22 protein-coding genes are annotated in these 23,833 nt (G+C 52.0%); 16 read left to right on the forward strand and 6 right to left on the reverse strand.

Features of this window, described 5'->3' with window-relative positions:
• The first annotated feature begins 2 nt into the window (after positions 1-2).
• The 10 genes from B5G40_RS04195 (at position 3) to B5G40_RS04240 (ending at position 13,700) form a co-directional block, all read left to right on the forward strand.
• A complete protein-coding gene (locus B5G40_RS04195) occupies positions 3-1,001 on the forward strand; it encodes a hypothetical protein (protein ID WP_087398881.1) in 999 nt (332 codons plus the stop codon).
• Positions 1,001-2,377 (forward strand): C39 family peptidase, encoded by a 1,377-nt coding sequence (locus B5G40_RS04200; RefSeq protein WP_058963690.1) that lies wholly within the window; start codon positions 1,001-1,003, stop codon positions 2,375-2,377. The genes B5G40_RS04195 and B5G40_RS04200 overlap by 1 nt, the downstream gene beginning before the upstream one ends.
• A gap of 32 nt (positions 2,378-2,409) precedes the next feature.
• Positions 2,410-5,472, forward strand: a complete 3,063-nt coding sequence (locus B5G40_RS04205; protein ID WP_058963691.1) for a PrgI family protein — start codon at positions 2,410-2,412, stop codon at positions 5,470-5,472.
• 231 nt (positions 5,473-5,703) lie between these two features.
• Positions 5,704-6,189 carry a DUF5697 family protein gene (locus B5G40_RS04210; RefSeq protein ID WP_341349304.1) on the forward strand — a complete coding sequence of 162 codons (486 nt, stop codon included), beginning with the start codon at positions 5,704-5,706 and terminating at the stop codon, positions 6,187-6,189.
• Positions 6,190-6,852, forward strand: a complete 663-nt coding sequence (locus tag B5G40_RS04215; protein ID WP_006573834.1) for a DUF6100 family protein — start codon at positions 6,190-6,192, stop codon at positions 6,850-6,852.
• A 243-nt stretch (positions 6,853-7,095) separates the two neighbouring features.
• Positions 7,096-8,124: a hypothetical protein gene (locus B5G40_RS04220; protein WP_206407210.1), complete on the forward strand. Its 1,029-nt coding sequence runs from the start codon at positions 7,096-7,098 to the stop codon at positions 8,122-8,124.
• An 83-nt stretch (positions 8,125-8,207) separates the two neighbouring features.
• Entirely contained in the window at positions 8,208-10,073 is a 1,866-nt protein-coding gene (locus B5G40_RS04225) for a VirD4-like conjugal transfer protein, CD1115 family (protein ID WP_343286724.1), read from the forward strand.
• Positions 10,074-10,100: 27 nt separating this feature from the next.
• Complete coding sequence (locus B5G40_RS04230; protein WP_058963695.1) at positions 10,101-11,657, forward strand: S1 RNA-binding domain-containing protein; 1,557 nt, start codon at positions 10,101-10,103, stop codon at positions 11,655-11,657.
• Positions 11,658-11,854: 197 nt separating this feature from the next.
• The gene (locus B5G40_RS04235; RefSeq protein WP_058963696.1) at positions 11,855-13,051 is read left to right on the forward strand and encodes an AAA family ATPase; all 1,197 of its coding nucleotides are present in this window, start codon (positions 11,855-11,857) and stop codon (positions 13,049-13,051) included.
• Position 13,052: 1 nt separating this feature from the next.
• Entirely contained in the window at positions 13,053-13,700 is a 648-nt protein-coding gene (locus B5G40_RS04240; RefSeq protein ID WP_058963697.1) for an RloB family protein, read from the forward strand.
• A 75-nt stretch (positions 13,701-13,775) separates the two neighbouring features.
• Here the strand turns inward: B5G40_RS04240 and B5G40_RS04245 are convergent, their stop codons facing one another.
• Positions 13,776-14,243: an SLOG family protein gene (locus B5G40_RS04245; RefSeq protein ID WP_058963698.1), complete on the reverse strand. Its 468-nt coding sequence runs from the start codon at positions 14,241-14,243 to the stop codon at positions 13,776-13,778.
• 126 nt (positions 14,244-14,369) lie between these two features.
• Between B5G40_RS04245 and B5G40_RS04250 the strand changes: the two genes are divergently transcribed.
• Positions 14,370-14,576 carry a helix-turn-helix domain-containing protein gene (locus tag B5G40_RS04250; protein WP_058963699.1) on the forward strand — a complete coding sequence of 69 codons (207 nt, stop codon included), beginning with the start codon at positions 14,370-14,372 and terminating at the stop codon, positions 14,574-14,576.
• A gap of 355 nt (positions 14,577-14,931) precedes the next feature.
• On the opposite strand, the gene B5G40_RS04255 is transcribed toward B5G40_RS04250, so the two are convergent.
• The 5 genes from B5G40_RS04255 to vanR form a co-directional block, all read right to left on the reverse strand.
• Positions 14,932-16,170 (reverse strand): ABC transporter permease subunit, encoded by a 1,239-nt coding sequence (locus tag B5G40_RS04255; protein WP_058963700.1) that lies wholly within the window; start codon positions 16,168-16,170, stop codon positions 14,932-14,934.
• 1 nt (position 16,171) lies between these two features.
• Positions 16,172-17,059 carry an ABC transporter ATP-binding protein gene (locus B5G40_RS04260; RefSeq protein ID WP_058963701.1) on the reverse strand — a complete coding sequence of 296 codons (888 nt, stop codon included), beginning with the start codon at positions 17,057-17,059 and terminating at the stop codon, positions 16,172-16,174.
• Positions 17,060-17,169: 110 nt separating this feature from the next.
• Positions 17,170-18,240 carry a sensor histidine kinase gene (locus B5G40_RS04265; RefSeq protein ID WP_058963702.1) on the reverse strand — a complete coding sequence of 357 codons (1,071 nt, stop codon included), beginning with the start codon at positions 18,238-18,240 and terminating at the stop codon, positions 17,170-17,172.
• A 15-nt stretch (positions 18,241-18,255) separates the two neighbouring features.
• Complete coding sequence (locus tag B5G40_RS04270) at positions 18,256-18,762, reverse strand: VanZ family protein (RefSeq protein WP_058963703.1); 507 nt, start codon at positions 18,760-18,762, stop codon at positions 18,256-18,258.
• A 23-nt stretch (positions 18,763-18,785) separates the two neighbouring features.
• On the reverse strand, positions 18,786-19,481 hold the full coding sequence (gene vanR, locus B5G40_RS04275) for a VanR-ABDEGLN family response regulator transcription factor (protein WP_058963704.1): 696 nt from the start codon (positions 19,479-19,481) through the stop codon (positions 18,786-18,788).
• A gap of 506 nt (positions 19,482-19,987) precedes the next feature.
• Here vanR and B5G40_RS04280 point away from each other — a divergent pair.
• From B5G40_RS04280 to B5G40_RS04300, 5 genes are all read left to right on the forward strand, one after another.
• Positions 19,988-20,410 (forward strand): DUF4320 family protein, encoded by a 423-nt coding sequence (locus tag B5G40_RS04280; RefSeq protein ID WP_227603392.1) that lies wholly within the window; start codon positions 19,988-19,990, stop codon positions 20,408-20,410.
• Positions 20,411-20,418: 8 nt separating this feature from the next.
• Positions 20,419-20,919: a hypothetical protein gene (locus B5G40_RS04285; protein WP_058963705.1), complete on the forward strand. Its 501-nt coding sequence runs from the start codon at positions 20,419-20,421 to the stop codon at positions 20,917-20,919.
• Between the two features lie 71 nt (positions 20,920-20,990).
• Positions 20,991-21,566: a DUF6550 family protein gene (locus tag B5G40_RS04290; protein ID WP_058963706.1), complete on the forward strand. Its 576-nt coding sequence runs from the start codon at positions 20,991-20,993 to the stop codon at positions 21,564-21,566.
• An 80-nt stretch (positions 21,567-21,646) separates the two neighbouring features.
• The gene (locus B5G40_RS04295) at positions 21,647-23,347 is read left to right on the forward strand and encodes a hypothetical protein (RefSeq protein WP_087398883.1); all 1,701 of its coding nucleotides are present in this window, start codon (positions 21,647-21,649) and stop codon (positions 23,345-23,347) included.
• Between the two features lie 7 nt (positions 23,348-23,354).
• Positions 23,355-23,828 carry a prepilin peptidase gene (locus B5G40_RS04300; RefSeq protein WP_242959219.1) on the forward strand — a complete coding sequence of 158 codons (474 nt, stop codon included), beginning with the start codon at positions 23,355-23,357 and terminating at the stop codon, positions 23,826-23,828.
• Positions 23,829-23,833: the final 5 nt, after the last annotated feature.

Consider the following 23,833-nt stretch of genomic DNA (forward strand, 5'->3'; position numbering starts at 1 on the left):
TTTTGAAAAAATTCAAGAAAATTTTGTTCCTTGCGCTGATGGTTGCTGCCCTCTCCTGCCTGTTTTGTCAGCCTGCTTTTGCCATCTCCGAGGAAGAGGTGCAGGCTCAAGTGGACGCTGTAGGTAAGGAGACGGTTTCCGGCAATGTCCTGATCTGGTTCATGTGTGCGATAGGCTTCTTGAAGGTATCGCAGAAAATCGACTCGTTCATGGCAAGCCTGGGCGTCAATGTAGGCCACACCGGCGGCAGTATGCTGGCTGAGGCCATGATTGCGGCCAAGGGTATCGGCGGCTTTAAGAACTTTTCCAGCCACCACTTTGGCGGCGGCCGCAGCAGCAGTTCCACCCATGTCAATGCCAATGGCGGCGGTGGAAAAAGCGGTGCCGCCGGATTTGGCGCAGGCTTTGCCAGCGGCGGTCTGGCAGGCGTAATCAAGCGGAATGTCACGAACAACGCCATCAAGACGGCCACAACGCCCTCGGACGCCAAACCTTCAGGTCTCGGCGGTCTTGTGGGTGGTGCTGCTGGCGGTGTCGGCGGCCACATTTATTCTTCCTCGGTAAGCAAGGGCGGCAGTTTCGCCAATAATGTCATCGGTTCCGTGGCTACCGGGAACATCACTCAAATGGGCTCGATCACCGGCGAAAAGGCCGTTGAAGCCCTACACTCCTATATGGGCCACACGGCACTGGGGGCTGGAGCAGAGAATATCCCCACCTATCAGAATGTCGAGATCGGCGGCGGTCGCATCACCGGCACGGAGGTCACTCCGGAACACCCGGAGGGCATTGCCTTCGGTATGTACCATGCGGACCAGTATGTTGCGCCGGAGGGCCAGTACACGACCGTTCATGCAGTAGACGGTACCGCTTGGTATAAGCAGTATGCAGTGGACGCTGTGGACAAGACGCCCTACATGGCGCCGGACGGTTTGATTGCCTACAATGAGTCCATCGTAAAGAAGCTGCCGCCCACCCCCAAACGAAAGGATAAGATCTGATGGCTGAAGAACGCAAGGACAGCTTTGCTGAAACGGTAGACACTGCGGCCTCCGCAGCGCACACGGTCAAGGGCGCCATCAAAGCCGGCAAGGCGATTTCCGGTGCGGCCAAGGGCGCTGCTGCCGGCGGTCCCTATGGGGCTGTGGCCGGGGCAGTCTGGGCCGGACGCAAGCATATCGGCAAGATCGTTGCCGTCATTGTCATTTTGCTTCTGTTGCCGGTCCTGTTTGTTTTGATGCTTCCCGGGCTGATTTTCGGCGGTTTGATCAACGCTTTTTCACCGTCGGACACAGAGCAGCCTGTCCTCAACAGCGAAACTGCAATCGTGGAGAACGCCAACGACATCACTTTTACCATCAACTCCATCTTGGGCGAAGCGCTGGACGATGTGATGGCCCGCATTGAAGCGGACTTTGCTTCTTCCGGCGCTGACCAGATGGAAGTTAAAAATCCCTATTCCTCCGGCCCTGTCTACAACGCCAACCTCATCGTCTCGCAGTATTGCGCTGCCCGGGATGAGGATTTTGAGAGCATTTCGCTGGATGATCTGGCCGCTGTCCTGCGGGAGAACAAAGAGCATCTCTACTCTTATACCAGCGTGCGGGAGAGCCGCGAGGTCACATCCGAAGACCCGGAGACCGGGAAGGAAACCACAACCACCGAGATCTGGATGGTCTACACCATCCGCTACAACGGCGAGTCCTATCTTGCCGACCATGTTTTCGCGCTTACGGATGAGCAGAAAGAGCTTGCCTCCGATTATGCCTCTAACCTGAGCATGTTCCTGGGGGACGGCCTGCTGCAGAACCTGACAGAATGGACTGGAAACAGCATCCCCTCCCTGGGCGATGTGACCTTTACAGACGGCGTGACGCCGGTGGTCTATTTCAACCAGCTGGACGAGCGTTATGCCAGCCAGCCCTACGGCACCGACAATATCGGCGGCTACGGGTGTGGGCCTACCGCCATGTCCATTGTGGTGTCCTCCCTCACGGACGAAACTGTGGACCCGGTTGCGATGGCCCAGTGGTCCTACGAAAACGGCTACTGGTGCAAGAGCAGCGGCTCCTATCACGCATTGATCCCCGCCGCCGCTGAAGCATGGGGCCTGCCGGTATCCGGCTGTACGACTTCCGAACCCCAGCGGATATTGGACGCCCTGGCTGAAGGAAAGCTGGTGGTGGCGATTATGGCAGAGGGCCATTTTACTTCATCCGGGCATTTTATCGTTCTCCGTGGCGTGAAAGACGGTCAGATCATGGTGGCGGACCCGGCCAGCTACAAGCGCAGCGAACAGCTCTGGGATCTATCCATCATCCTAAACGAAGCAAGCCGCCGTGCTGGAGCAGGCGGTCCTTTCTGGATCATAGGCTGACCTGCCCCTCGGCTGCGGAAACGAGGTAATACATGAGCAACAAAAACGACCATGATACTTATATCATACCGCCGAATTTTATAGAAACAGGCACTTTTTTCGGCGGTATGTTCCGTGCGCGGAATGTGATCGAGGCCGGCATCCTGGTGTTTGCCATCGGGGCGCCGGTTTTTCTGTTCCTTCCGTTTGGGCTGACCACCCGCATCATCATTTTGTGCCTGACCGCTCTTCCGGTAGGGCTGGTCGCTTTGATCGGCATATCCGGGGAGAGCCTTTCGCAGTTCCTGGTCACCTTTTTGAAGTACCTGCGGAACCGCCGCGTTGTCGGCGGTGACGGTGAGCAGCCGGAGGATAAGGCGGCGCCCTCCAAATCGGCCGGCAAGCATCTCAAGCAGCGGCCTCCCAAGGAGAAAAAGCCAAAGGCCCCGAAGCGTCGGCGGTCTGGTGAGGCAGATTTTCCGGCCGAGTTTGATGAAGTGCGCAGCTATGAGATCCGTGAAAAGCTGCGGCCCAAGAAAAATGCCAAAAAGGAGCGTCCTGCCAAGGCTAATAAGGCAAAAAAGAAAGCAAAGAAGCGCCCTGAAAAGGGGCGCCTGCCTAAACGCCCCGCCCACATCAAGGAGCAGAAGCCCACCTGCCTCAATCCGGTGGCGGATTATCTGCCCATTGAGAAGGTGGAGAACGGCATTATCTATACCAAAGACCATCGGTTTGTCAAGGTGGTCGAGGTTGTCCCTATCAACTTTATGCTGCGGAGCGCCCGGGAGCAGAGAAATATTATCTACTCCTTCGTTTCGTACTTGAAAATCTCGCCCGTCAAGCTGCAAATCAAGGTCCTGACCCGCCGTGCGGACATCAACCGCCACCTGGACACGGTGCGCCGGGAGATGGCCTATGAGGAAAACGAGCAATGCCGCTTGATGCAGGAGGATTACCTGAATTTTGTGCAGCAGGTCGGCTCCCGTGAGGCTGTTACACGGCGGTTCTTTTTGATTTTCGAGTATGAGCCCTGGGCCAATACCCGGCGGTCGGAGCAGGAAGATGAAGCGATCCAGTCCCTCCAGAGCGCCGTCCATACGGCCTCCAACTACCTGCGCCAGTGTGGGAACGAGGTCATCGTCCCCGAAAACGAGGACGAATTTACCGTTGATGTCCTCTATAACCTGCTGTGCCGGAATGAGAGCGCCGTCAAGCCGCTGTCGGTACGGGCGCAGGAGGTAGTGGCGCAGTATATGGAGCAAGGCCGGGAGAATGAAATAGACCATATCCCGGCGGCGGAGTTTGCCGCCCCCCGAAGCATTGATTTTTCCCATGGACGCTATATCTGCATGGATGGACTGTACTATGCCTATCTGCTGATTCCTTCGGACGGGTACAAAACGCAGGTGCCCGCTGGCTGGCTGAGCCTGATCGTCAACGCCGGCGACGGCATCGACATGGATATGTTCCTTGCCCGCCAACCCAAAGAGCGCATCATCCAGCGGGTGGGCCAGCAGCTCCGTATCAACCGCTCTAAAATCAAAGACGCCAGTGACACAAACACCGATTTTGATGACATTGACGGCGCCATCCGGAGCGGATATTTCTTAAAGGAGGGCCTTGCCAACAACGAAGATTTTTATTACCTGAATCTGCTGATTACTGTGACAGCCCCCTCTGTGGAGGATTTGGAGTGGAAAGTCAGCGAAATGAAAAAGCTCCTGCTTTCGCAGGATATGAATGTCAGCGCCTGCCACTTCCGTGAAGAGCAGGCGTTTCTTTCTGCCCTCCCGCTGGTCTCTATGGAGAAAGGGCTTTATGAGCGCGGAAAGCGCAACCTGCTGACGGGCGGCGCGGCCAGCTGTTATCCTTTCACCTCGTTTGAGATGTGCGATGACAACGGCATCCTTTTGGGAGTCAACAAATATAACAGCTCCCTGATTATCGTGGATATTTTCAATTCCTCGATCTATAAGAACGCCAATATGGCGATCCTGGGCACCAGCGGTGCCGGCAAAACCTTTACCTTGCAATTGATGGGGCTCAGGATGAGGCGCAAGAACATCCCCGTTTTTATCATTGCGCCGCTAAAAGGGCACGAGTTCCACCGGGCCTGTGCCAATGTGGGCGGAGAATTTATCCAGATTTCCCCAGCAAGCCCGCATTGTATCAATGTCATGGAGATCCGCAAGGTGGATCGGTCGGTCAATGAAATGCTGGACGGCCCCGGTATCCAACTCTCGGAACTGGCGGCGAAGATCCAGCAGCTGCACATTTTCTTCAGCTTACTCATTCCCGATATGAGCCATGAGGAGCGGCAGCTTCTGGATGAGGCGCTGATCCGCACCTACAACGCCAAAGGCATTACCCATGACAACGCCTCTCTGGAAGACCCGGCCAATCCGGGCCACTACCGGGAGATGCCGGTGCTGGGCGACCTGTATGAGATTTTGAAGGCCGCCCCGGAAACCACCCGAATGGCCCATATCCTTAACCGCCTGGTGAACGGTTCCGCCAGCACCTTTAACAAGCAGACCAATGTGCGGTTGGATAACAAATACACCGTACTGGACATTTCCTCCCTCACCGGCGACTTGCTGACTGTGGGGATGTTTGTCGTGCTCGACTTCGTGTGGGACCGCGCCAAAGCCGACCGCACCGAGGAAAAAGCCATTTTTATCGACGAGTGCTGGCAGCTTCTTTCCGGCGCCGGCGCCACGGGCACCCGGCTGGCTGGTGATTTCGTGTTGGAAATTTTCAAGACCATCCGCGGCTATGGCGGTTCAGCGGTCTGCGCCAGCCAGGACTTGAACGACTTTTTCAATCTGGACGAGGGCCGTTTTGGGAAAGGCATTATCAACAACAGCAAGACCAAGATCATCCTCAATCTGGAGGATGACGAGGCGGAACGGGTTCAGGAGACTCTACACCTGTCCGACGCGGAAACGATGGAAGTCACCCACTTTGAACGCGGCAACGGCTTGATTTCCACCAATAACAATAACATCATGGTGGAATTTAAGGCCAGCCCGCTGGAAAAAGACCTGATTACCACCGACCGCCGAGAACTGCGTGAAATTTTGGAGCGCAAGCGCCGTGAGCAGGAATCTGCATAGGTTCAAATGATATATGCGAGGTGAATCCCATGTTTTGATGTGCTGCGCTGGGTGTGCGTCTATATGACGCCTTCCATGAAGAAAAACGCCGGTTTGACGCCCGGATGGCGTCTTTCCGGCGTTCCAATATTCGATAAGGCGTTCCGATGACGCCTTGATGACGCCATTTGATAAAGGAGGTGAGCCCCCATGAAGACCAGGGCTGAAATCTATGGAAATGAGGCTGCGGACTTGCTGCGGACGGTAACAATGTACCCTGGCCTCAGTGAACAGCAGCTTCTTTGTTTTCACCCTGGCAAAGAAGATACGGCAAAGGCCCTGCTCTCCCATCTGGAGAGGCAGGGCCGCATTTTTCAAACAGAGAGCGGCGGCTATTTCCCGGCCGGCCAGTCAGCAAAAATTGACCGGGCGCTTGTCCGGGCAGTATGGGTCCTGCTGGACTTCATTCAGCGGGCCGATTACCATGCTCCCGCTGATTTTCCTGTCAAGCTCGTTTTCTTTGCCGATGGCGAACTCTACGAGGTGGCCTGCGTTGAGGACGGGCAGGAGGCGCTTGTCTGCCATGCCCTTCGGGGCAACAAGGGCGGCAGCCGCCGCATTGTTCTGGTCGATTCACCGGCGCAGATCGCCAAAATCGACTGTCCCGGCATTTCCGGGTTCTGCACCGTAGAGGAAAACGGCCAGACACACTATTTCAAGAAAGCAGGAGGCACATGATTGGACCGAAAACTTATATCCCGCCGGATCGGGAGCATTCTTGACGATATTTCCCGGCTGAGCAACGCGCTGTATGCCATGGATACCACCGACATCCAGCGTTATCCCGATAACTATGAGACCCTTTCCACCGATGCCGCACTGCGGGCAGAGCGTATCGCCTGCCGGCTGCGGCATTTGATTTATTCCAGCACGACTATCCGCAAGGGCGATTACCTTAAATCCGCCAGTGTGATGCACGGTATCACCATCACCTATGAAAACGAGGTGCTTGCGGTGACGCTGCCCAGCCTTCTGCCAAAGCGCAGGCAGCGGCAGAGCGCCGAGTTTCTGCTGGACCCCCTCTATTTTGCCCTGGAGCAGTACGCCAAAGAGAACACTTTGCCCCACTACCGGGAATGTGTTGTCTGCTTCGCCCAGGTGTATGACCAGGCGCTCCCCACCAGGCGGGTGCGCGACTATGACAACCTGGAGGAAAAGCAGATTTTAGATCTGCTGTCCTCTTTTGTTATGGCTGATGATACCGGGCTGTTGTGCGATGCCTATAACACTGCCGAGCTGGGCGAGCAGGACTGCACGATGATTTTCGTCATGGAGAAGCACCGCTTTCCCGGGTGGCTTGCAGAGCATAAATCAAGCCTGAAATCCATCTCGGATTTTTGAGCATTTTGGGCCCCTTGCGACCCGACATCCCGCGAAGCCGCTGAAAGTCCCGGATTTTCGGGCTTGCGGCCACTTGGGAGAAGCTTTATTTTACCGAAGTTCTCAGTCATTACGGTAAGAATCCAGCACCGACAAAGGAGGTGATCCCTTGGGAAAAGCAGCCGCACTTTTCCACAGCCGGATACGCTCCCGTTCCGGCTTTTATCGCTGACCGCCATCTCTGGAGAGTTCCCAACCAGCCAGCTGAACCGTCTCCCGGCCAGCCCCTACTATTTGGAGGCGGTCGTGACCTCGCTCAAAAAGAGCGGGCTGTTGCGTACCTACTACCGCGACAGGCTCCGGGGCTATCGGCTGGGGGCAAAGGCCAAGGCCGCCCTGCTGGACGGCTGGCCGGAGCGTTTCTCTCCCTACCTGACCGGCGACACCGACACCAACCGCCTCAAGAGCGAGGTGAACCGGCGGCTCCGGCTCCACCGCCTCGCGGAAACCTATGTCACGATGGACAATGCGGGGATCGGGCTCTTTCAGGATGAAAAGCCGAAGGTTTTTTCACCGCAGGGCTATTGTGGCGAAGCCATCGAGTATCCCGCCTTTTACAGTTCCCGTGAAGTCAAGGAAATGGGGATCGACACCACGCAGGTGCGAAGTTCCCGGTTCGCAGGGGTGCTTCTTGCGCCTACCGGCATTTTTGTCACCTACAACAGCGGCGCTGCTCTGATGAAATGGCGCTGCAAATCCGAGATGCGGGTAAAGGCGCTGATGTGGAGCGTCCTGTGCCAGCAGCGTTTGGCCGGGCAGTACCGCGCCGAAGATGTGCATGGGCTGGTGCTGGGCGACAGCATGGAACTGGCATACCAGATGCTCACCAGCACCGGCGGGGCCAAGCACGACTATTTCATGCTGGACGGCAGCTACGACCATTTTTATTTTCTCACAAATAACCACCAGGGGGAGGTGATCCTTGCTTTACTGTGTGATCCCTTGAAAACCGCAGAACTTAACCGCATTCTGTCCCAGGGCTTGATTGCCGGGAACACCGGAAAGGCCATTGAGCAGGATGCCGCGGAGCAGGACGGAACGCCGGTGCTGTTCGGCTACTCCTGCGACTTGCCCCGGATCACACGCTTCAGCACCTCCCTCGACCTGATGGAGCGCCCCGGCACGCTGATCTGCTTCGACTTCCAGGCAGATGTGCTGCGCCGTTACTGCGGTAGCTGGGTCCGCTTTCAAACCATTGATTTCACAAAATTCGAGGGGAGGTTGTTCCCATAGATAAGAAGAAACTCATTGCAGGCCTGATCGCTGCGCCGTTTGCCATCCTTGCGATTCTCTACGCAGGCGGCTTTCTGGGGCAGATATTGGGCAACTACGCGGCATGGAAACAGGGCGGCGGCATCCCCGGAGACTGCACATCTCCGGCGGCAGCGTCGCCAGATTTTATTACCTGCCTGACCTCTGTGCTCCATCCCCCCTATGGGGTGTACGGAGTGCTGATCTGCATTGGCCTGCTGGCGGTTCTGCTGCTCATGGTCATGCGGATGGGCTACAGTGATACCGGCGAGTATGACACAGACCGGAACTTTGTCTATTCGGCCAAGGGCACCTATGGCACCTCCGGCTGGATGGGCCGCAAGGAAATGAAGGGTGTGCTGGATCTGGTGCCGGATCTGCGCAAGCATAAGGGCATTGTGCTGGGGATGCTGGACGGGAAAGCCGTCTGTATTCCTGAAAATCCCCGCATCAACGGCAACCTCGCCGTGTACGGCTCGTCAGGCAGCATGAAGACCCGCTCATTTTGTATGAACCGCATCCTTCAGGCGGTGATCCGTGGGGAATCGCTGATCATTTCAGATCCGAAAAGTGAACTCTATGAAAAATCCAGCGAATACCTGCGGGAACAGGGCTATTGTGTCAAGGTTTTCAACCTGGTGTTGCCGGAAAATTCAGACAGCTGGAACTGCCTTTCCGAAGTGGAAGGGCAGGAACTGATGGCTCAGCTTTTTGTGGATGTCATTATCAAGAACACCAACAGCACCGGCAAGGGCGACCACTTCTGGGACTCCTGTGAGATGAACCTGCTGAAAGCCCTTGTCCTCTATGTGGACCAGAGCTATGCAAAAGAAAACCGGAATATCGGCGAGGTGTACCGGTTGCTGACGCTGAACGGGGAATCCGACCTGGACAACCTGTTTGATGTTCTGCCGCCCACCCATCCGGCCAAAGCGCCCTACAGCCTGTTCAAGCAAGCCAGCGACACAGTGCGCAGCGGCGTCATCATCGGCCTTGGCTCCCGGCTGCAGGTGTTCCAGTCGGAGCTTATCAAGAAGATCACCGCCCGGGATGAGATTGACCTGGAACTGCCCGGCCAGGAGCGGTGCGCCTACTTCCTCGTTACCAGCGACCAGGACAGCACCTTTGATTTTCTGGCAAGCCTGTTCCTGTCCTTTTGCTTTATTAAGCTGGTGCGGTATGCAGACAAGAACTGTGAGGGCGGCAAGCTGCCGGTTCCCGTCCATATCCTGGGGGAAGAGCTCACTGCCTGCGGGACCATTCCGGACCTCTCCCGCCGTCTCAGTGTGATTCGATCCAGAAACATATCCATGAGCTGCGTCTTCCAAAACCTTGCGGGTCTCCAAAACAGATACCCGCTCAATCTCTGGCAGGAAATTTTGGGAAACTGTGATGCGCAGCTGTTTTTGGGCTGCACAGACAGCCTGACGGCGGAATTCATCTCCGAGCGCACCGGTCTGGCCTCTGTGTCAGTGTCCAGTAAATCCAAGCAGCTGGGCACCTGGCGCATCTCCAATTATACGCCGGAATACCGGGAGACCTCCGGCGTCGGCAAGCGGCCTGTCCTCACCCCGGATGAAGTGCTTCGTCTCCCGATTACACAGGCGCTGGTTATTATCCGCGGCCAAAAGGCCCTGAAGGTAGAGAAGATGGACTACTCCAAGCATCCGGAATCCTCCAAGCTCCGCGACTGCAAAGCCTCCGCGCACATTCCTGAATGGCGCGAGTTGGAGGAACAAGCGCAGCCGAAACCTGCCGCCGCGCCGCCCCCGGCCCCCAAGCCGAAGGAAAGCGCCCCCAAGAAGCCGGCGGCAAAGAGAAAACCGAAATCTTCCGGTACGCCGGCTGCCCCGAAATCGCCCCCGTCACCGCCTGCTTCCGAGGCCCCGGACGGGATCATCACCACAGACAAGGACTCGATCCTTTCTTAAATTCACAACATAAGGAGGTTTTTACTTATGGCAACCAAGAAAAAAGAATTGCTTGAGCAGGAAAATACCGCACCTGAGACCACGGTTACCGTGGAGAACGCTCCGCCCCCTGATGAAGCGCAGGCTGATATGGCGGCACCCGCTGATGGCGGCGATTTGAATGAGCTGCTGGCCTCTATGGACCAGCCGGATGAAGAAGCACCCACCATTGAGGATGACGGCAGCCTCCCGGAACTCACCGAAAGCGAGATGTTTGGTGAGATGGACACCGATGCTACGGTGGCAGACGCCCTTCCCGGCGATGATGACGCCGCTCTGACAGAGGGCTCTGACAGTGATGATGGCGAAGGTGCCTCTGCTGTTCCCGCTGATGATGGTGCAGCCGATGTCCCCAGTGAGCCTGTTTCTGGAGCGGCTGAGGAACCGGAACCGCCCAAGCCCAAGCGGGCCACCCGCAGGAAAAAGACCGCACCGGCTGAGAGTACGGAGCCGGCGGAAGGAGTTCCCGCAGAAGCAGAGCCTCCTGCGCCGATGGCTCCTACTGGGGAAGATGCGCCGTCTGATGACGGTGAGGCGGCTGCGGCAGAAGTTCCTGCCTCGCTGGCCGAACCGCTGGCAGAGGCCGCCCCTGCTCCCACTTCTACTCCCAGGCGCACCGCCGCTCCCCGCCGCAGTGAGCCCTCGATCCTGACCATCCGCAGCCGGGAAGATGTGGAGACGCAGGAAGACCGTGAGGACATCATCTGGCATGAGATCCACAACGCCTACCGCACCCGCCGCATCCTCACCGGCAAGCTGGGCGGCATTGAGCAGCTGGACAACCGAAAGACGGTGGCTGTGGTGGACTACAAGGGATTCCGCATCATCATCCCCCTGAAAGAAATGATGATCAATCTGGGCCGCAGCCCCTCCGGCCAGGAATACACTGACCTGATGCTGCGCCAAAACAAGATCCTGGGGAATATGCTGGGCGCCGACATTGACTTTGTGGTGCGGGGCATCGACTCCAAGACCCGCAGCGTGGTAGCCAGCCGCCGGGAGGCCATGATGCGCAAGCGCCAGACCTTCTATTTCGACCTTGACCCCGATGGGATGTACCGCGTCTACGAGGGCCGCATTGTCCAGGCCAGGGTCATCGCTGTGGCGGAAAAGGTCGTCCGTGTGGAGGTGTTCGGCGTGGAATGCTCCATTCTGGCCCGCGACCTTGCCTGGGACTGGATCGGCGACGCCCATGAGCGGTTTGCTGTGGGCGATGAAGTGCTGGTCCGTATCCTCAGTGTACGGCGCAACAGTCTGGAGGACCTGGGCATCCGGGCCGACATCAAGAGCACTTCGGAAAACACTGACCGGGACAACCTGCAGAAGTGCCGCATCCAGGGCAAGTACGCCGGAAAGGTCACAGATGTTCATAAAGGCGTGGTCTATGTCCGGCTCGCCAATGGCGTCAATGCGGTAGCCCACTCCTGCTACGACTACCGGATGCCCGGAAAGAAGGATGACGTTTCCTTTGCCGTCACCCGTCTGGATATGGAGCGGGGCGTGGCCGTGGGCATCATCACGCGGATCATCCGGCAGAACCTGTAAAAGCAAAAGTGCCTGGAGAGTAGTAACGAACTGCTCTCCAGGTTTCTTTTTTGTCATTATCAGATCTACCGCTGTATATCTTTATCACATAGGCTTCCTTCCAAATTCCCATTTCAAAGAATTTATTTTGCGTTTGCGTTGATTTTTCACAAAATACGGGCTATAATATATAAATGAAAAGGTTTAGGAGGTCGCTTATGCTGATTCAATTTAGTGTGGAGAATTTTCTATCCATCAAAGATAAGGTTGTATTATCCCTGCTGGCCAGCAAGGATAATGAGCATCCAGAGCATCTTATCATGGATGGAAATAAAAGCTATTTGAAGTCTGCTGTCATTTACGGAGCCAATGCTTCGGGGAAGTCCAATGTCCTAAACGCGTTCTGGTTCATGGTAAACTATGTGCTGACCTCACATAACCAGCAGCTTCATAAGACCATTGGCCGTTCGCCTTTCAAGTTTGATCCGGAAACGCCAACGCGCCCCAGCAGCTTTGAGGTCATCTTTACCACTGAAGGTATCCGATATGCGTATGGTTTTTCTGTGACAGATAAGGCTGTTACAGAAGAATACCTATATTACTATCCCAACGGCAGACAGGCGCTTATTTTTGAGAGGAAAAATACCAAAGATTTTCGTTTTACGGTGGATATAGATGAACAAAACACGCTCAAGGAGCGCACTTCTGCGAACAAACTCTACTTGTCAGTTGCATCAAACTGGAGTTACTCTAAAGTGATTCCGGTTTTGGAGTGGTTCGCTTCTTGTCAGATTATCACGAAGAATTCCGTGGCGGACGCTTATGGGCTTGAGGCAGAGCAGCTGAAAGATGATGATTACCGGCGTGTGATCGCATCTATGCTGCGTGTTGCAGATTTGGGAATACAGGCTTTGCAAATGCGCGATGCAGAGCCTGCTCCTTCGCAGCACGGTGACAGCTTTGCAAATATTGAGGCCATTCACACGGTACAGGATACCAATGGAAATGCATTATCCTATGCGTTAAATATGGCAGAGGAATCTGACGGCACCAACAGTTATTTCAAACTGATCGGCGTTGTGAAAAAGGCTTTAGACCAGGGAACGCTTCTTGTGGCTGATGAGATGGACGCACATCTGCATCCTCTATTGACCAGGCATCTGGTATCCTTGTTTGACAGCACAGAATTCAATCCAAAGGGTGCTCAGTTGATCTTCACATCTCACAGCACCAATCTTCTTGATTTGGATTTGTTGAGAAGAGATCAAATTTGGTTCACAGAAAAAGACGAGCAGACAGCAGCCACCGATCTGTTCTCCCTTTACGATTTTTCTGTTCGCAAAGACACTAAAGTAGAAAAGGGTTATTTGATCGGCCGTTTTGGTGCGATTCCCTTTATCAAGGGAGGGCTGTAAAATGGCACGCGGACAAATTGAAAAGCGTGGGCAGCGGCGCAGAAAACTAAAACCTGTCATTCTGATTGTGACGGAGGGTTCTCAAACTGAACCGAAATATTTTGAACATTATCGCAGCCGCCAGACCAATATTGACATTCGTGTAGTCGGCAGCCGCACCAAAGGAGGTGAAACCGATTACCTTGGCCTGATTCGGAAAGCCGTGGAATATCAAAGTAAAAATCAGATTTCTGCATCAAATGGGGATGCGGTGTGGGTCGTTGCTGACGGTGATGTAAACTATAATAATCCTGATCCTATCGCCGCCAAAGACAACTTACTCTCCAGAGCAAGGAAACTGGCAGATGCAAAGGGAATTCACATTGCGATCTCGAATCCTTGCTTTGAGTTTTGGTATCTGCTGCATTTCCAGTACACAACAAAATTTTTCAAAGATTACCCTGCAGTGATGACAGCCTTGACCGCCTACCTCCCGGATTATGAAAAAGCCGGCGATGTGTATGCGCAGTTATCTGAACATACAACTGATGCGATTCAGAACGCCAAGCGTGTAGAACAATACCATATTCAAAATGACTGCAATAAACCGTTTGGGATTGCCGTTAATCCATTCACCGACATCTATCAACTGATAGAATCACTACTGTAACGGTACTCAGGATTTGAATTAAAGGCCGCATGGGATGCAAAAGCCCCACGCGGCCTTTATGTTTTGCCCTTGAAATCAAATCTCTATGAGTCTGATCTCTCGCCCTTGAACATGGGCATCGCGCAGCGTGAACAGCGTCCCCCCTTTGTCCCGTCCATCATACACCGCAATCACACGCTGCGACTGGGCAACCATATAGCGATTGCGGTTCATGTAGCACGAGGGAACATAGTGGTCGGAGATCACTTTCACACCAGCGCAGGCAGCCAGCAGTCTATGAAAGTCTTTGTTCTTCGTCTTCAGCCGGCCGGCATAGGGAATCGCCGCTTCTAAAAACAATCCGTCATTTTCTTTTTTTGCTTCGGCAACGACTGCCGCAAACATAAGATCGGCACCTTCGGCAAATCCGGAAATAAATCGAGTGTAGCCATCCTCAATCGCCGCTGCTACCTCCTTCCGCAATTCTTCTTCCACAAATTTCTTCTTCTCCGCTGGAATATCTCTGTGGCCCGTTATACAGCAGGTTTTCGTTACGACTTCCATCCTGTTTCCTCCCATGCTCTTCACTTTATGCCATTCTTGTATAGGCAATATTGCCTATAACGCTACTCCTCCATTATAGGCAATAATAGAGATATGTAAAGAAGGAAGTGGAGGAAACGACCAGGAATGATCTCATACGAGCCCTTGTGGCAAACCATGAAGCGGCACGGTGCAACCACATATACCTTGCAGGCCAAGGCCGGTATCAGCAGTTCGACCATCCGCCGGATGCAGGCGAACGAATCCGTCTCCACCAATACCCTGGATACGCTCTGCAAGTTTTTTAACTGCGAACTGGATGACATCGTAAAATTCCAACCAGACGAAAAATAGCACGGAGAAATGGTGATTGCCGTTTCTCCGTGCTTTTTTTGACCCTTGGCATACGAAGCAAAGAAATTTTGGAAACCTGCTTCAAGATCTCTACTCATTAGCTCCGCCAGTGGGCGACAAGTATTCGATTTTAAAGGGGTGGATTAGCCTTTAGACTCCTCAATGTCCCTCCCGAGATAAATGCTAAAATCAAATTACAGAATTGGAATACACGATTCACAATAAAAAGCGCCCAAACGGCAAGGAGCAATTTGGGCGCAAAAGTGTAGCATCCGTTATAATGAATCGGTTTGATGAACAGTTTTAGCGGTATCACAAATATCGTTTGAATTTATCAAATACTTGATAAAAGCCCTTACGCCACTCGATGCTTACAATAAGACCGTATCGCCAAAAAGACGAATACAGGAATTTCAATCGCTGCTGAAATAAGAATAATGTAGGGTGTCCAAAAGCTCATATCTCCAACATACAAGAAATTAAAACCGTAAAGCTGATAGAGGAAGTTATTTTGCAGGCCAATACCAGAAGATGGTAAAATCGTGGAAAGCCATACGGAACTGCCCAATGCGGTATAAATGATGGTCGGTAAGAGCATAACGGCAAGTGAAATCAATAACGAACTTAACGAGTCCCTGCACTTTGCAGATAAAAATAGTGTGCAACTAATACTTGCCAATATAGATAAAAGCCCGGCCAATACCAAAATCACTTGTAATTGCCCCAAATTGATATTGGGAAGATTTATGATGGAAAATAGCATTTGGAAAGATGTTTTCAAACACTCTGTCCCAAAAGCAAGGTTGATAATGGACAAATGGATCACCATACCCAAAATGAACACTACCACAAAAATACAGCCAGCAGCAAGTATTCTGGTAACAGCAAATTTCACACGTCCATTTTTTGTGCAGCGCATAATGCTGTCGCTTCCAGTTTGATACTCATTAGCAAATGTAGGTGCCGCAATCGCAACGCACAAAATGGAAAGAATGAAAATATACAGCTCAATATAGTCAAAGGCGTCCCGGCTCAAACCCGGATAAAGCTGGAATGGTTTATCAACTTCGGAATATTTTTCTGTTGCAAATTCTTTTGCTGATGGATAATCTTCTTGTTCAAGGTTCATTATATCGTTTAGGTGGGACGCAAACTGTTCATAAAGGCTTTGCTCTACTACATCTGGGTCAATCTCCATTAGATCAGCACCTATGCCTGTATCGGGATCGGCAAAGGCTTCTGGTAAGCGGTCAAGAAGTGGCCGGATAGCCGTGATATTTTCCGTATAAACATCTAACGGAATATCATCTACTGTACCATATTCCTGCACATATTTCTGATATGTGCGTAAGGCATCTGCGACTTTCTCCGGTGTAACTTCTCCATAAATTTGCTGCCTGTATTCCCGCTTAAATTGAATAGCATCTAAGCCATTCAGTTCTATTACAGTACCGTTTTCGCCGGGACGGTTGATAGACTCAAAGCTGATGGGCAGATAAGCCATAATGACAGCCAGAAATAATGCTACTGCAAGCAATATCAAGGTGCGGCGTGATTTCAAAATCCTTTTTACTTCTAAACAAAATAAGCGCATATCAATTTCCCTCCTTTGAAAGATCGGCTTGAGGGAATAGCCAGAGGTATAAATCCTCAAGGCGCGGTGATATGGTGATCGAACCCTCAATTTCGGATTTATCAGACAGATACCGTATAGATACTTGGTTGTTATCTTCCCCGCGCTGGTTGATTATTCGCAAGCGCATTTCATACTTGTCTAAATCTCTGGCCGGAATAGTGCAAGTCCAGACCTTTCCCTCGATCTGCTTCACCAGTTCGTCTGTTGTACCTACATCAACAATTTTTCCATCTTTCATAATCGCATTTCGTGTTGCAATATACTCTACGTCAGAAACAATGTGCGTGGAGATCAACACAATACGGTCATGGGAAAACTCGGAAATAAAATTACGAAAGCGTACCCGTTCTCCGGGGTCAAGTCCTGCGGTCGGTTCATCCATTACTAAAATTTTCGGATCGTTCAACATGGCTTGGGCAATGCCTACACGCCGTTTCATACCGCCAGATAGTTTTGCTATCTTTTTCCGCTTCACATCCGAAAGCGTAAGAATATCCAGCAGATGATTGATTTTCCTTGATGTTTCTCTTGCCGGAACATCCTTTAATGCTGCCATATATTCGAGATAGTCTTTGACCGTGAAATCACGAGAATATCCAAAATCCTGCGGCAAAAAGCCAAACAACTCTCGATAGGCTTTCCCCATTTCGTGAATGTCTTGGCCATCATAATAAATAGCCCCATTGGTTGGCACCATAATATCAGCAATCATCCGCATGAGAGTTGTTTTCCCTGCTCCGTTTGCACCGAGCAGGCCCCAAACTCCACTTGTCAGTGTCAGGCTTACATCATTGACAGCGGTTTTATCTTTGAACCGCTTACTTAAATGCTCAATTTTCAGTTCCATAATCATCACTCCTTTTCTTCCTCAAAAGCAAAGCCCCTGTTCAGTATCTATTCTACCGAACAGGGGCTTTGCAATCTCTAATTTTAATGTGGAATACTCCTAAGAAATTCCTAAGATTTGTTTGAAAGAGGCAGCGTTACCGTAAATGTAATTTCTTCCGCTTGGCTCTGTGCCGTGATTTCTCCGCCATGTAGGTTTACAATTTCCTTTGCAATCGAAAGACCTAAGCCAGCGCCGCCTGTATCGGATGTTCTGGCTTCATCCAAACGGCTGAATTTATCAAAGATTGTGCTTAATTGGTCTGCCGGAATAGTTGGCCCATGATTTTTGAAGATCACGACAGCATGATTACCTTTCTTAATCGCAATTATGTCAATTTCAGTGTTTGGATAGCAGTAAGATGCTGCATTTCTCAATAAATTGTTGAACACTCTGGCAAGTTTTTCTGGATCACCCGTGACGGTTAAACCATCCTGCATAGATATTTGGGTTGTATTTCCTTTTTCAGAGAGTGCGGGGTAAAAGTCATCAATGACTTGGGATAGTAAGGCATACAGATCAACCGGCAGCTTTTTCACTTGAACGGTATTTGTATGATAACGTGTGATTTCAAAGAGTTCATTGATTAAAGTTTCCAATCGCTCTGATTTATCCAGTGCAATCCCGATATATTTTTCTTTCTGTTCCTCCGGCATATCGGGCGCTTCATTAAGCAGACTCAAATATCCGATTACAGTTGTTAAAGGTGTGCGAATATCGTGGGCCAAATACATCACCAACTCATTCTTCTTTGTTTCCGCCTCCTTTGCGGCCTGCTGGCTCAAAAGGACAGACATTTTAATCTGGTTCATCTGGCTTTCAACTTCCCGTAGTGGTTCAGACAGTTCAATCGCATGGTCGTTCTGCTCATAAACAATCTCCGTTGCGCCGATAACCTCGTTCAAGTATTCCCACGGCTTTTTCCAATAGAAATAAAAAATGCCTACAAAGCCAAAGATAAGATAAAGGGCAAAGATTACATCCAGCCGCTCTAAAATCCATGTGCTAATGGGCGACGGAAATAATGCTAAAACATAATCAGAAAGCAACATAATGACAAAACCGATTACCGTATATAAGGACAGAAGAAGGAACAGCCGCAACCGAAGCCGTTTTTCTATGGAATAGCAGTTATTCTTCAATACTTTTCACCTCCATCAGTTTGCTGCAAGCAAGAGCAGCAGTCCTCCACCAACTATTACTGTTACAATCGCGGCTGAAATAATAATTACTTGATCTACCCGTTTTTTGTTCCGAAACAGTCTGATTGCCGCTTTATATAGAATAATACCGAATAGACCGCCACAAATATTTGTAATAAGGTCTGTAATATCTGACCGGCCAATCGCTAAGACATACTGACAGATTTCCAGTAGCAAACTCACCACGGAAATCAAAAGCAATTTCACGCCAAACCGACTTTTAGGAAGTAATAAACACAGATATATTCCAAAGGGCATAAAGATCAACACATTCTGTAAAACTTCTGTTGCGTGAAAAGTAACCTCATGCTCATAATAAAATGGAATTAGATTGATTTCCCGTACTCGATCTAAGTCGAGGATAGAAAATTGCAGCTTAAATAAGATAATCCATATCAAGAGTGCCAGATATAATAAAAATAGAATTGGCACAGTATAATTTATCTTTTCTTTTTTCTTCATTTCAATCTCCAATCACGGGCGGGCTATATCTTATATCCAACACCCCATATCGTTTTAATGTATTGTGGTTTCTCTGTCGTGTCCTGCAATTTTTCTCTTAAATGCCGGACATGGACAGTGATTGTGCTGCTGTTTTTGCTGTAATATTCGTCTTTCCATACCAAATGAAACAAATCTTCAAGAGTGACAACAGTTCCTTGTCTTTCAAGCAAAATACGCAAAATAGAAAATTCCGTCGGGGTCAAAGATATAGGTGTCCCATTCAATTCACACTCATACGTTTGCGTGTCAAGCATTAGCTTTTTGTATGTGAGTTTGGGTGTAGAATGTTTCTCAATCTGTACTGGTGTGTATTTTTTATATCTTCGCAACTGGGCTTTCACTCTTGCAATCAATTCAAGCGGGCGAAAAGGTTTTGTTACATAATCGTCCGCTCCCAAAGTCAGACCTGTAATTTTATCTGTTTCCTCATCCTTTGCCGTCAACATAATAATGGGATAGGTATATTTCTCCCGTATTTTCTGACAAAGAGAAAAGCCGTTAATGTCCGGCAGCATTATGTCAAGAATAGCCAAATCTATTTCTTGATTTTCAATACACTCTAAGGCTTCTTTTGCCGAATAATATTTATAAACATCATAGTTTTCATTTCGCAGATAGACTTCTAATAAATCTGCAATATCGCGTTCATCGTCTACAACTAAGACTTTTTCAGCCATCTAATCCATTCCTCTCACAAAATATAACTCTTTTATAGCATACCAATATCCTTTAGGAAAATCACAATGAATTGCATCAAATTTTATTAAGATTTTCCTAAGCCCTCCAATAAAAGTGCAGCGCACAACTTGAAATAGGACCAAATGTTTTGTCATCTTCAGGAGTTCAATTACCGATATTTCATTATACTTTGTCTTATTATGACATTGCAAGGCAGAGAATGTGCTTGTGTTGTTATAATATCAAGCAGATACTCAAAAGCAGTCTTTTGTTCTTGATGAAGTCTCTTGGTAGTGATAATACTCTTGGCAGCTTTCCGGTAAATTGGCACAGGATTGCCCATACATTGGCGCAGTCCTGCCCTTTCGCCGTAAATCCAAATCTGCTATACTTGGTACAGTCAAAACTATGTAATGCAGCCGTTCCGGTCGGGACGGCTGTTTTTCATTTGTAAGTAAAGGTGGTGGTTCACATTCATACTTTCCTGCAAAAAGTCCGCAGGACATTGAAGAGCGAACGGGGCGAGGCCAACTATTTCTCTACGGTGGTGTTCATCTTCATCGCCGTCATCCTGCTGGCCTTTATCATTGACCTGTTCGGCATCATCTCCACAAAACAGGAGTTAGACCATGCGGCAGATCAGATGGTCAAGCAGATCCAGCTGTCCGGCGGCATCAACAGCGAGACCGACTCGCTCTTTGACTTCCTGTGCTCGGAGATTGAGGGCGCGGAGAATATCACATACTCCATCGATGCCACATACAAGACGCCTACGCCGTCCGGGATGTCCCGGGCCATCCAGCTGGGGACGCCCTTCTATATCACCATTGAGGGCGAGGCCAAGCTGGGCGGCTTCTGGAACCTGGATCTGGTCAACATCACGGTGGTTGCCCGCGGCTCCGGCGTCAGCGAGCACTACTGGAAGTGAGGTGGCCTATGAAGCGTTTTCTTTCACGGCTGCGCCGGCCGCTTTGCAACGAGCGAGGCGAGATCACTTTCTTTGCCTGCTTTTTTGTAGTCGGGGTCGTCATGCTCATCTCTTTCCTGCTCCTGTACGCCTCGGTGCGGATCACCTGCATCAACATCCGCAACGGCGCCAAAATGGAGCTGAACAACCTGAGCGCCACCATCTATGCGGACACCTACCGCTCCCAGCGAGAAACCAACTTCGAGGAATACCTGCGCACCCTCTATTCCAGCAATGACTATACGGAAATGCTGGAGGCCACTGTCGCCGGCGGCCTGGCTGAGAAGATCCCGCTCTCCACAGAGGACTATGAGGTATCCGACATCAGCCTGGAGTTCAATGTGGTGGGCGACCGGGTGGAGTACATCTTCTATTGTGATGTGGAGTTCTATGTACGCATGTTCGGACACAGTTATCCCACCATCACCCAGCGGGTGGAGCTGACCGGCTACCACAACACCAAATTTTAGCGGCGCTGTTGAAATCCAGTCAGCTCCGCAGTATAGGCTTTATATAACAGCAAAAAGGAGTGTGGACACACATGAAGAAGTTTTTTCAATCCAAAGGCTTTATTGTTTCGGCCCTGGCCGTCCTCTGCGTTGCCATTCTGGGCATCTGCTGGTTCGTGAGCCGGGACCGCACGGAAGAATTCCGGCCGAATGAATCCCCGCCCAGCAGCACCAGCAGCGACTGGTCGGATGGCGGTGTGCAGTCTGGCGACGGGAGCGGGGGCGCAGACGCCTATGCACCCGGCCAGTCTTCCAGCGCCGAAGAGGAATATCCCAAGGTGACCTCGGAATCCGAGGGCGAGGTTGAAATCGACTTTACCGATACGGAAAAGCCGGAAGAAACGCCTCCCCCCGTACCGGAAGGCAAGACGGAAATCGAAGACCCCGGCGAAGAGCATGAGGTCAATCCCGATCCGGCAGTACCGGAAGTCACTGCTCCTCCCGCAGAGGAATCCACTTCCAGCAATGAGCCGGCCCCCGGCTCCAGCAATGGCAGCGGCGCTGTCTATGATCCGGTATTTGGCTGGGTAGTCCCCGGCGATGTGCAGCAGTCCACCGGCGACAGCGACGGCGATCTGAACAAGCAGGTCGGCAACATGGGCGGCTGACCACCTACAACTGAATATGGACCTGAAGGGCCGTCACAGGATTGTGGCGGCCTTCTTATTTTCAAGAAGAACGGAGCGTGATGTATTTGAAACGACTTCTCGCCCTCTTATGCAGCCTCGCCCTGGTGTTCTGTCTCGTCCCTTCCACGGCATTTGCATCAGGAGGCAACGGGAACATTGACGGTGGCGGCGGCGGGATGGGGCAAGGCACATCCTCAAACTTCTGGAATCCCGGCAACGATGGCGTGCGTATCACGGTTGTAGATGCAGCAAGCGGTGCTGCCGTGTCCTCACCGCTGGACTTTTCCAACCGGACGCAGAAAAGCAGCATCCTCCATTTTGGCAAAGTCAACAAACTGCAGTACCTGAGCGGCACTGGCCTCTCCCTCCAGTCCGGGGTGGCCTATTCCTGCATCAAGCCCGCGCAGTCCATGCCCACCATCGTCAGCAGCAAGGGCCAGAGCAACATTGACGCCATCAAACGGTACTTCTGCTCGGAGTACGCCTGCATGATGGTTGCCCAGGCTGCGGGTGTGGACTATGAGCGGATGATCGCTGGAGAATATAAGCTGCTGATCGAGCCCATCGCCTACTTTACCCACAACGGCCAATATTACTGCATGACGGCCACCGAGGCTGGCCTTTACGATCAGATGTCCGGCGGCAATCTGCGCCGGACCATGACCTCGCTGACCCATAAGAACCTGCCGCTGGCAATGTTTTTGGAGTTCAGTGACCTTGGTATTTCCGCCTGGACCGGCAACACCACCGGGACGCAGAACAATTCCGACATCATCAATACACTGGGCGTCGGCATTGTCTGGTTTGATGAAGCCCCGCCCGAGGGGGATATTGAAGCCCCCGATGTGGAGTACCGGGTAGATACCGATGTCATTACCTCTGTCACCCTGCGGACGGATACCGACCTGACGCCGGATAATCCCGCTTCGGTGACCTTCCACATCCTCGGCACCACCTACCGAGTCAACGATGTGGTGATCCCCGCAGGTGACAGCCAGGTGGTCTGGGTCAAGTGGCATACCCCCACCACACCGCAGACAGTCACCATCACGGTATCCGTCAGCGGGGCCTATACCGCCCAGGATACCTTTGTGGCGGAAATTGTGGACCTGAATGAGCATATTCCGCCTGACCCGGTGGCGACTGATACCAACCCCGGTTATACGGTACCGTCCCTGCCCAACGAAACGCAGAAGCTCACCGCTAACTGGGGCGTCTGGAGCTGCTATTGGGTGCCGGTATGGGTCTGGTGCGACCATGGGGAAGACGGCGGGCACTGGGTCGATGAAGGCTATTGGGAATATGAGTACACCGGCTATTCTGCCTCCATCAGTGGCGTTATGTCCCTGATGCCGGACGATATCGTACCGACAGCCTCCGGAAAGTCCATGAAGAGCGGGTACGGCGTCAAGCAAGATGTGACAGCCACGCTCTCCACCGACGCGCCCACCAGCCACATCACCCATCCGCAGACGGCCTTTTCGGTGTTCCCGGAGTTCCAGTATGAAACCTATCTCCGCCTGCTGCAGCGGGTGTCCAGCGGCCGGAGCGCCAAATTCACCTTCCAGCCCAATGAGTTCTCTACTTACAGCCGGGAAGTGCACTTTACCCCCATCTGGTTCCCGGATGCGACGAACTACACCGTCTTCACCCAGGTCTGGGATACCTGGACGCCGGACGGGATGCTGAGTATCAACCTGAATGACTATGTTTCCATTGACGGGAGCCTCTATGATGACTGGTACACCAATCGAGAGTAATGTGTGGATGGCATACCTGCTCACTGTTTTTCTGGTGGTGACGGGTTTTGCCGTCTACGACATCCTATACAGGCGGGTGCCCGACCGGGCGCTCGTCTTTTTTATCCCCCTGGCCGCGCTGGCCCCGCTGATCCAGGTCTGCTTCATTCTGGAGTATGACCGGACGCCCATTTTCATCTGGCCCGTTGTGGCCGAGGCTCTGGTGGGTGCGCTGCTGGGCTTCTGCATTCCGCTGGCCGCTGCTATGGCGACCGGCGGCAGCGGTATGGGAGGCGGGGATATCAAATTCTGCGGGGTACTGGGTCTGGTCTATGGCCCCTCCGGCATGGCCCTGGTATTTTTGGTAGCCGCCGGCTTCGCCATGCCGGTGGTGCTGCTGTATCGGCGGCTCTTGCGGGACAAACAGCCCACCGCGATCCCGTTTTTACCTTTTCTGGCCTGCGGCTGCTCTGTGGCGACGCTGGCTGAACTATTTTTATGACAGGA

The organism is Flavonifractor sp. An9 (assembly GCF_002161245.1).
Lineage (GTDB): Bacteria > Bacillota > Clostridia > Oscillospirales > Oscillospiraceae > Flavonifractor > Flavonifractor avicola.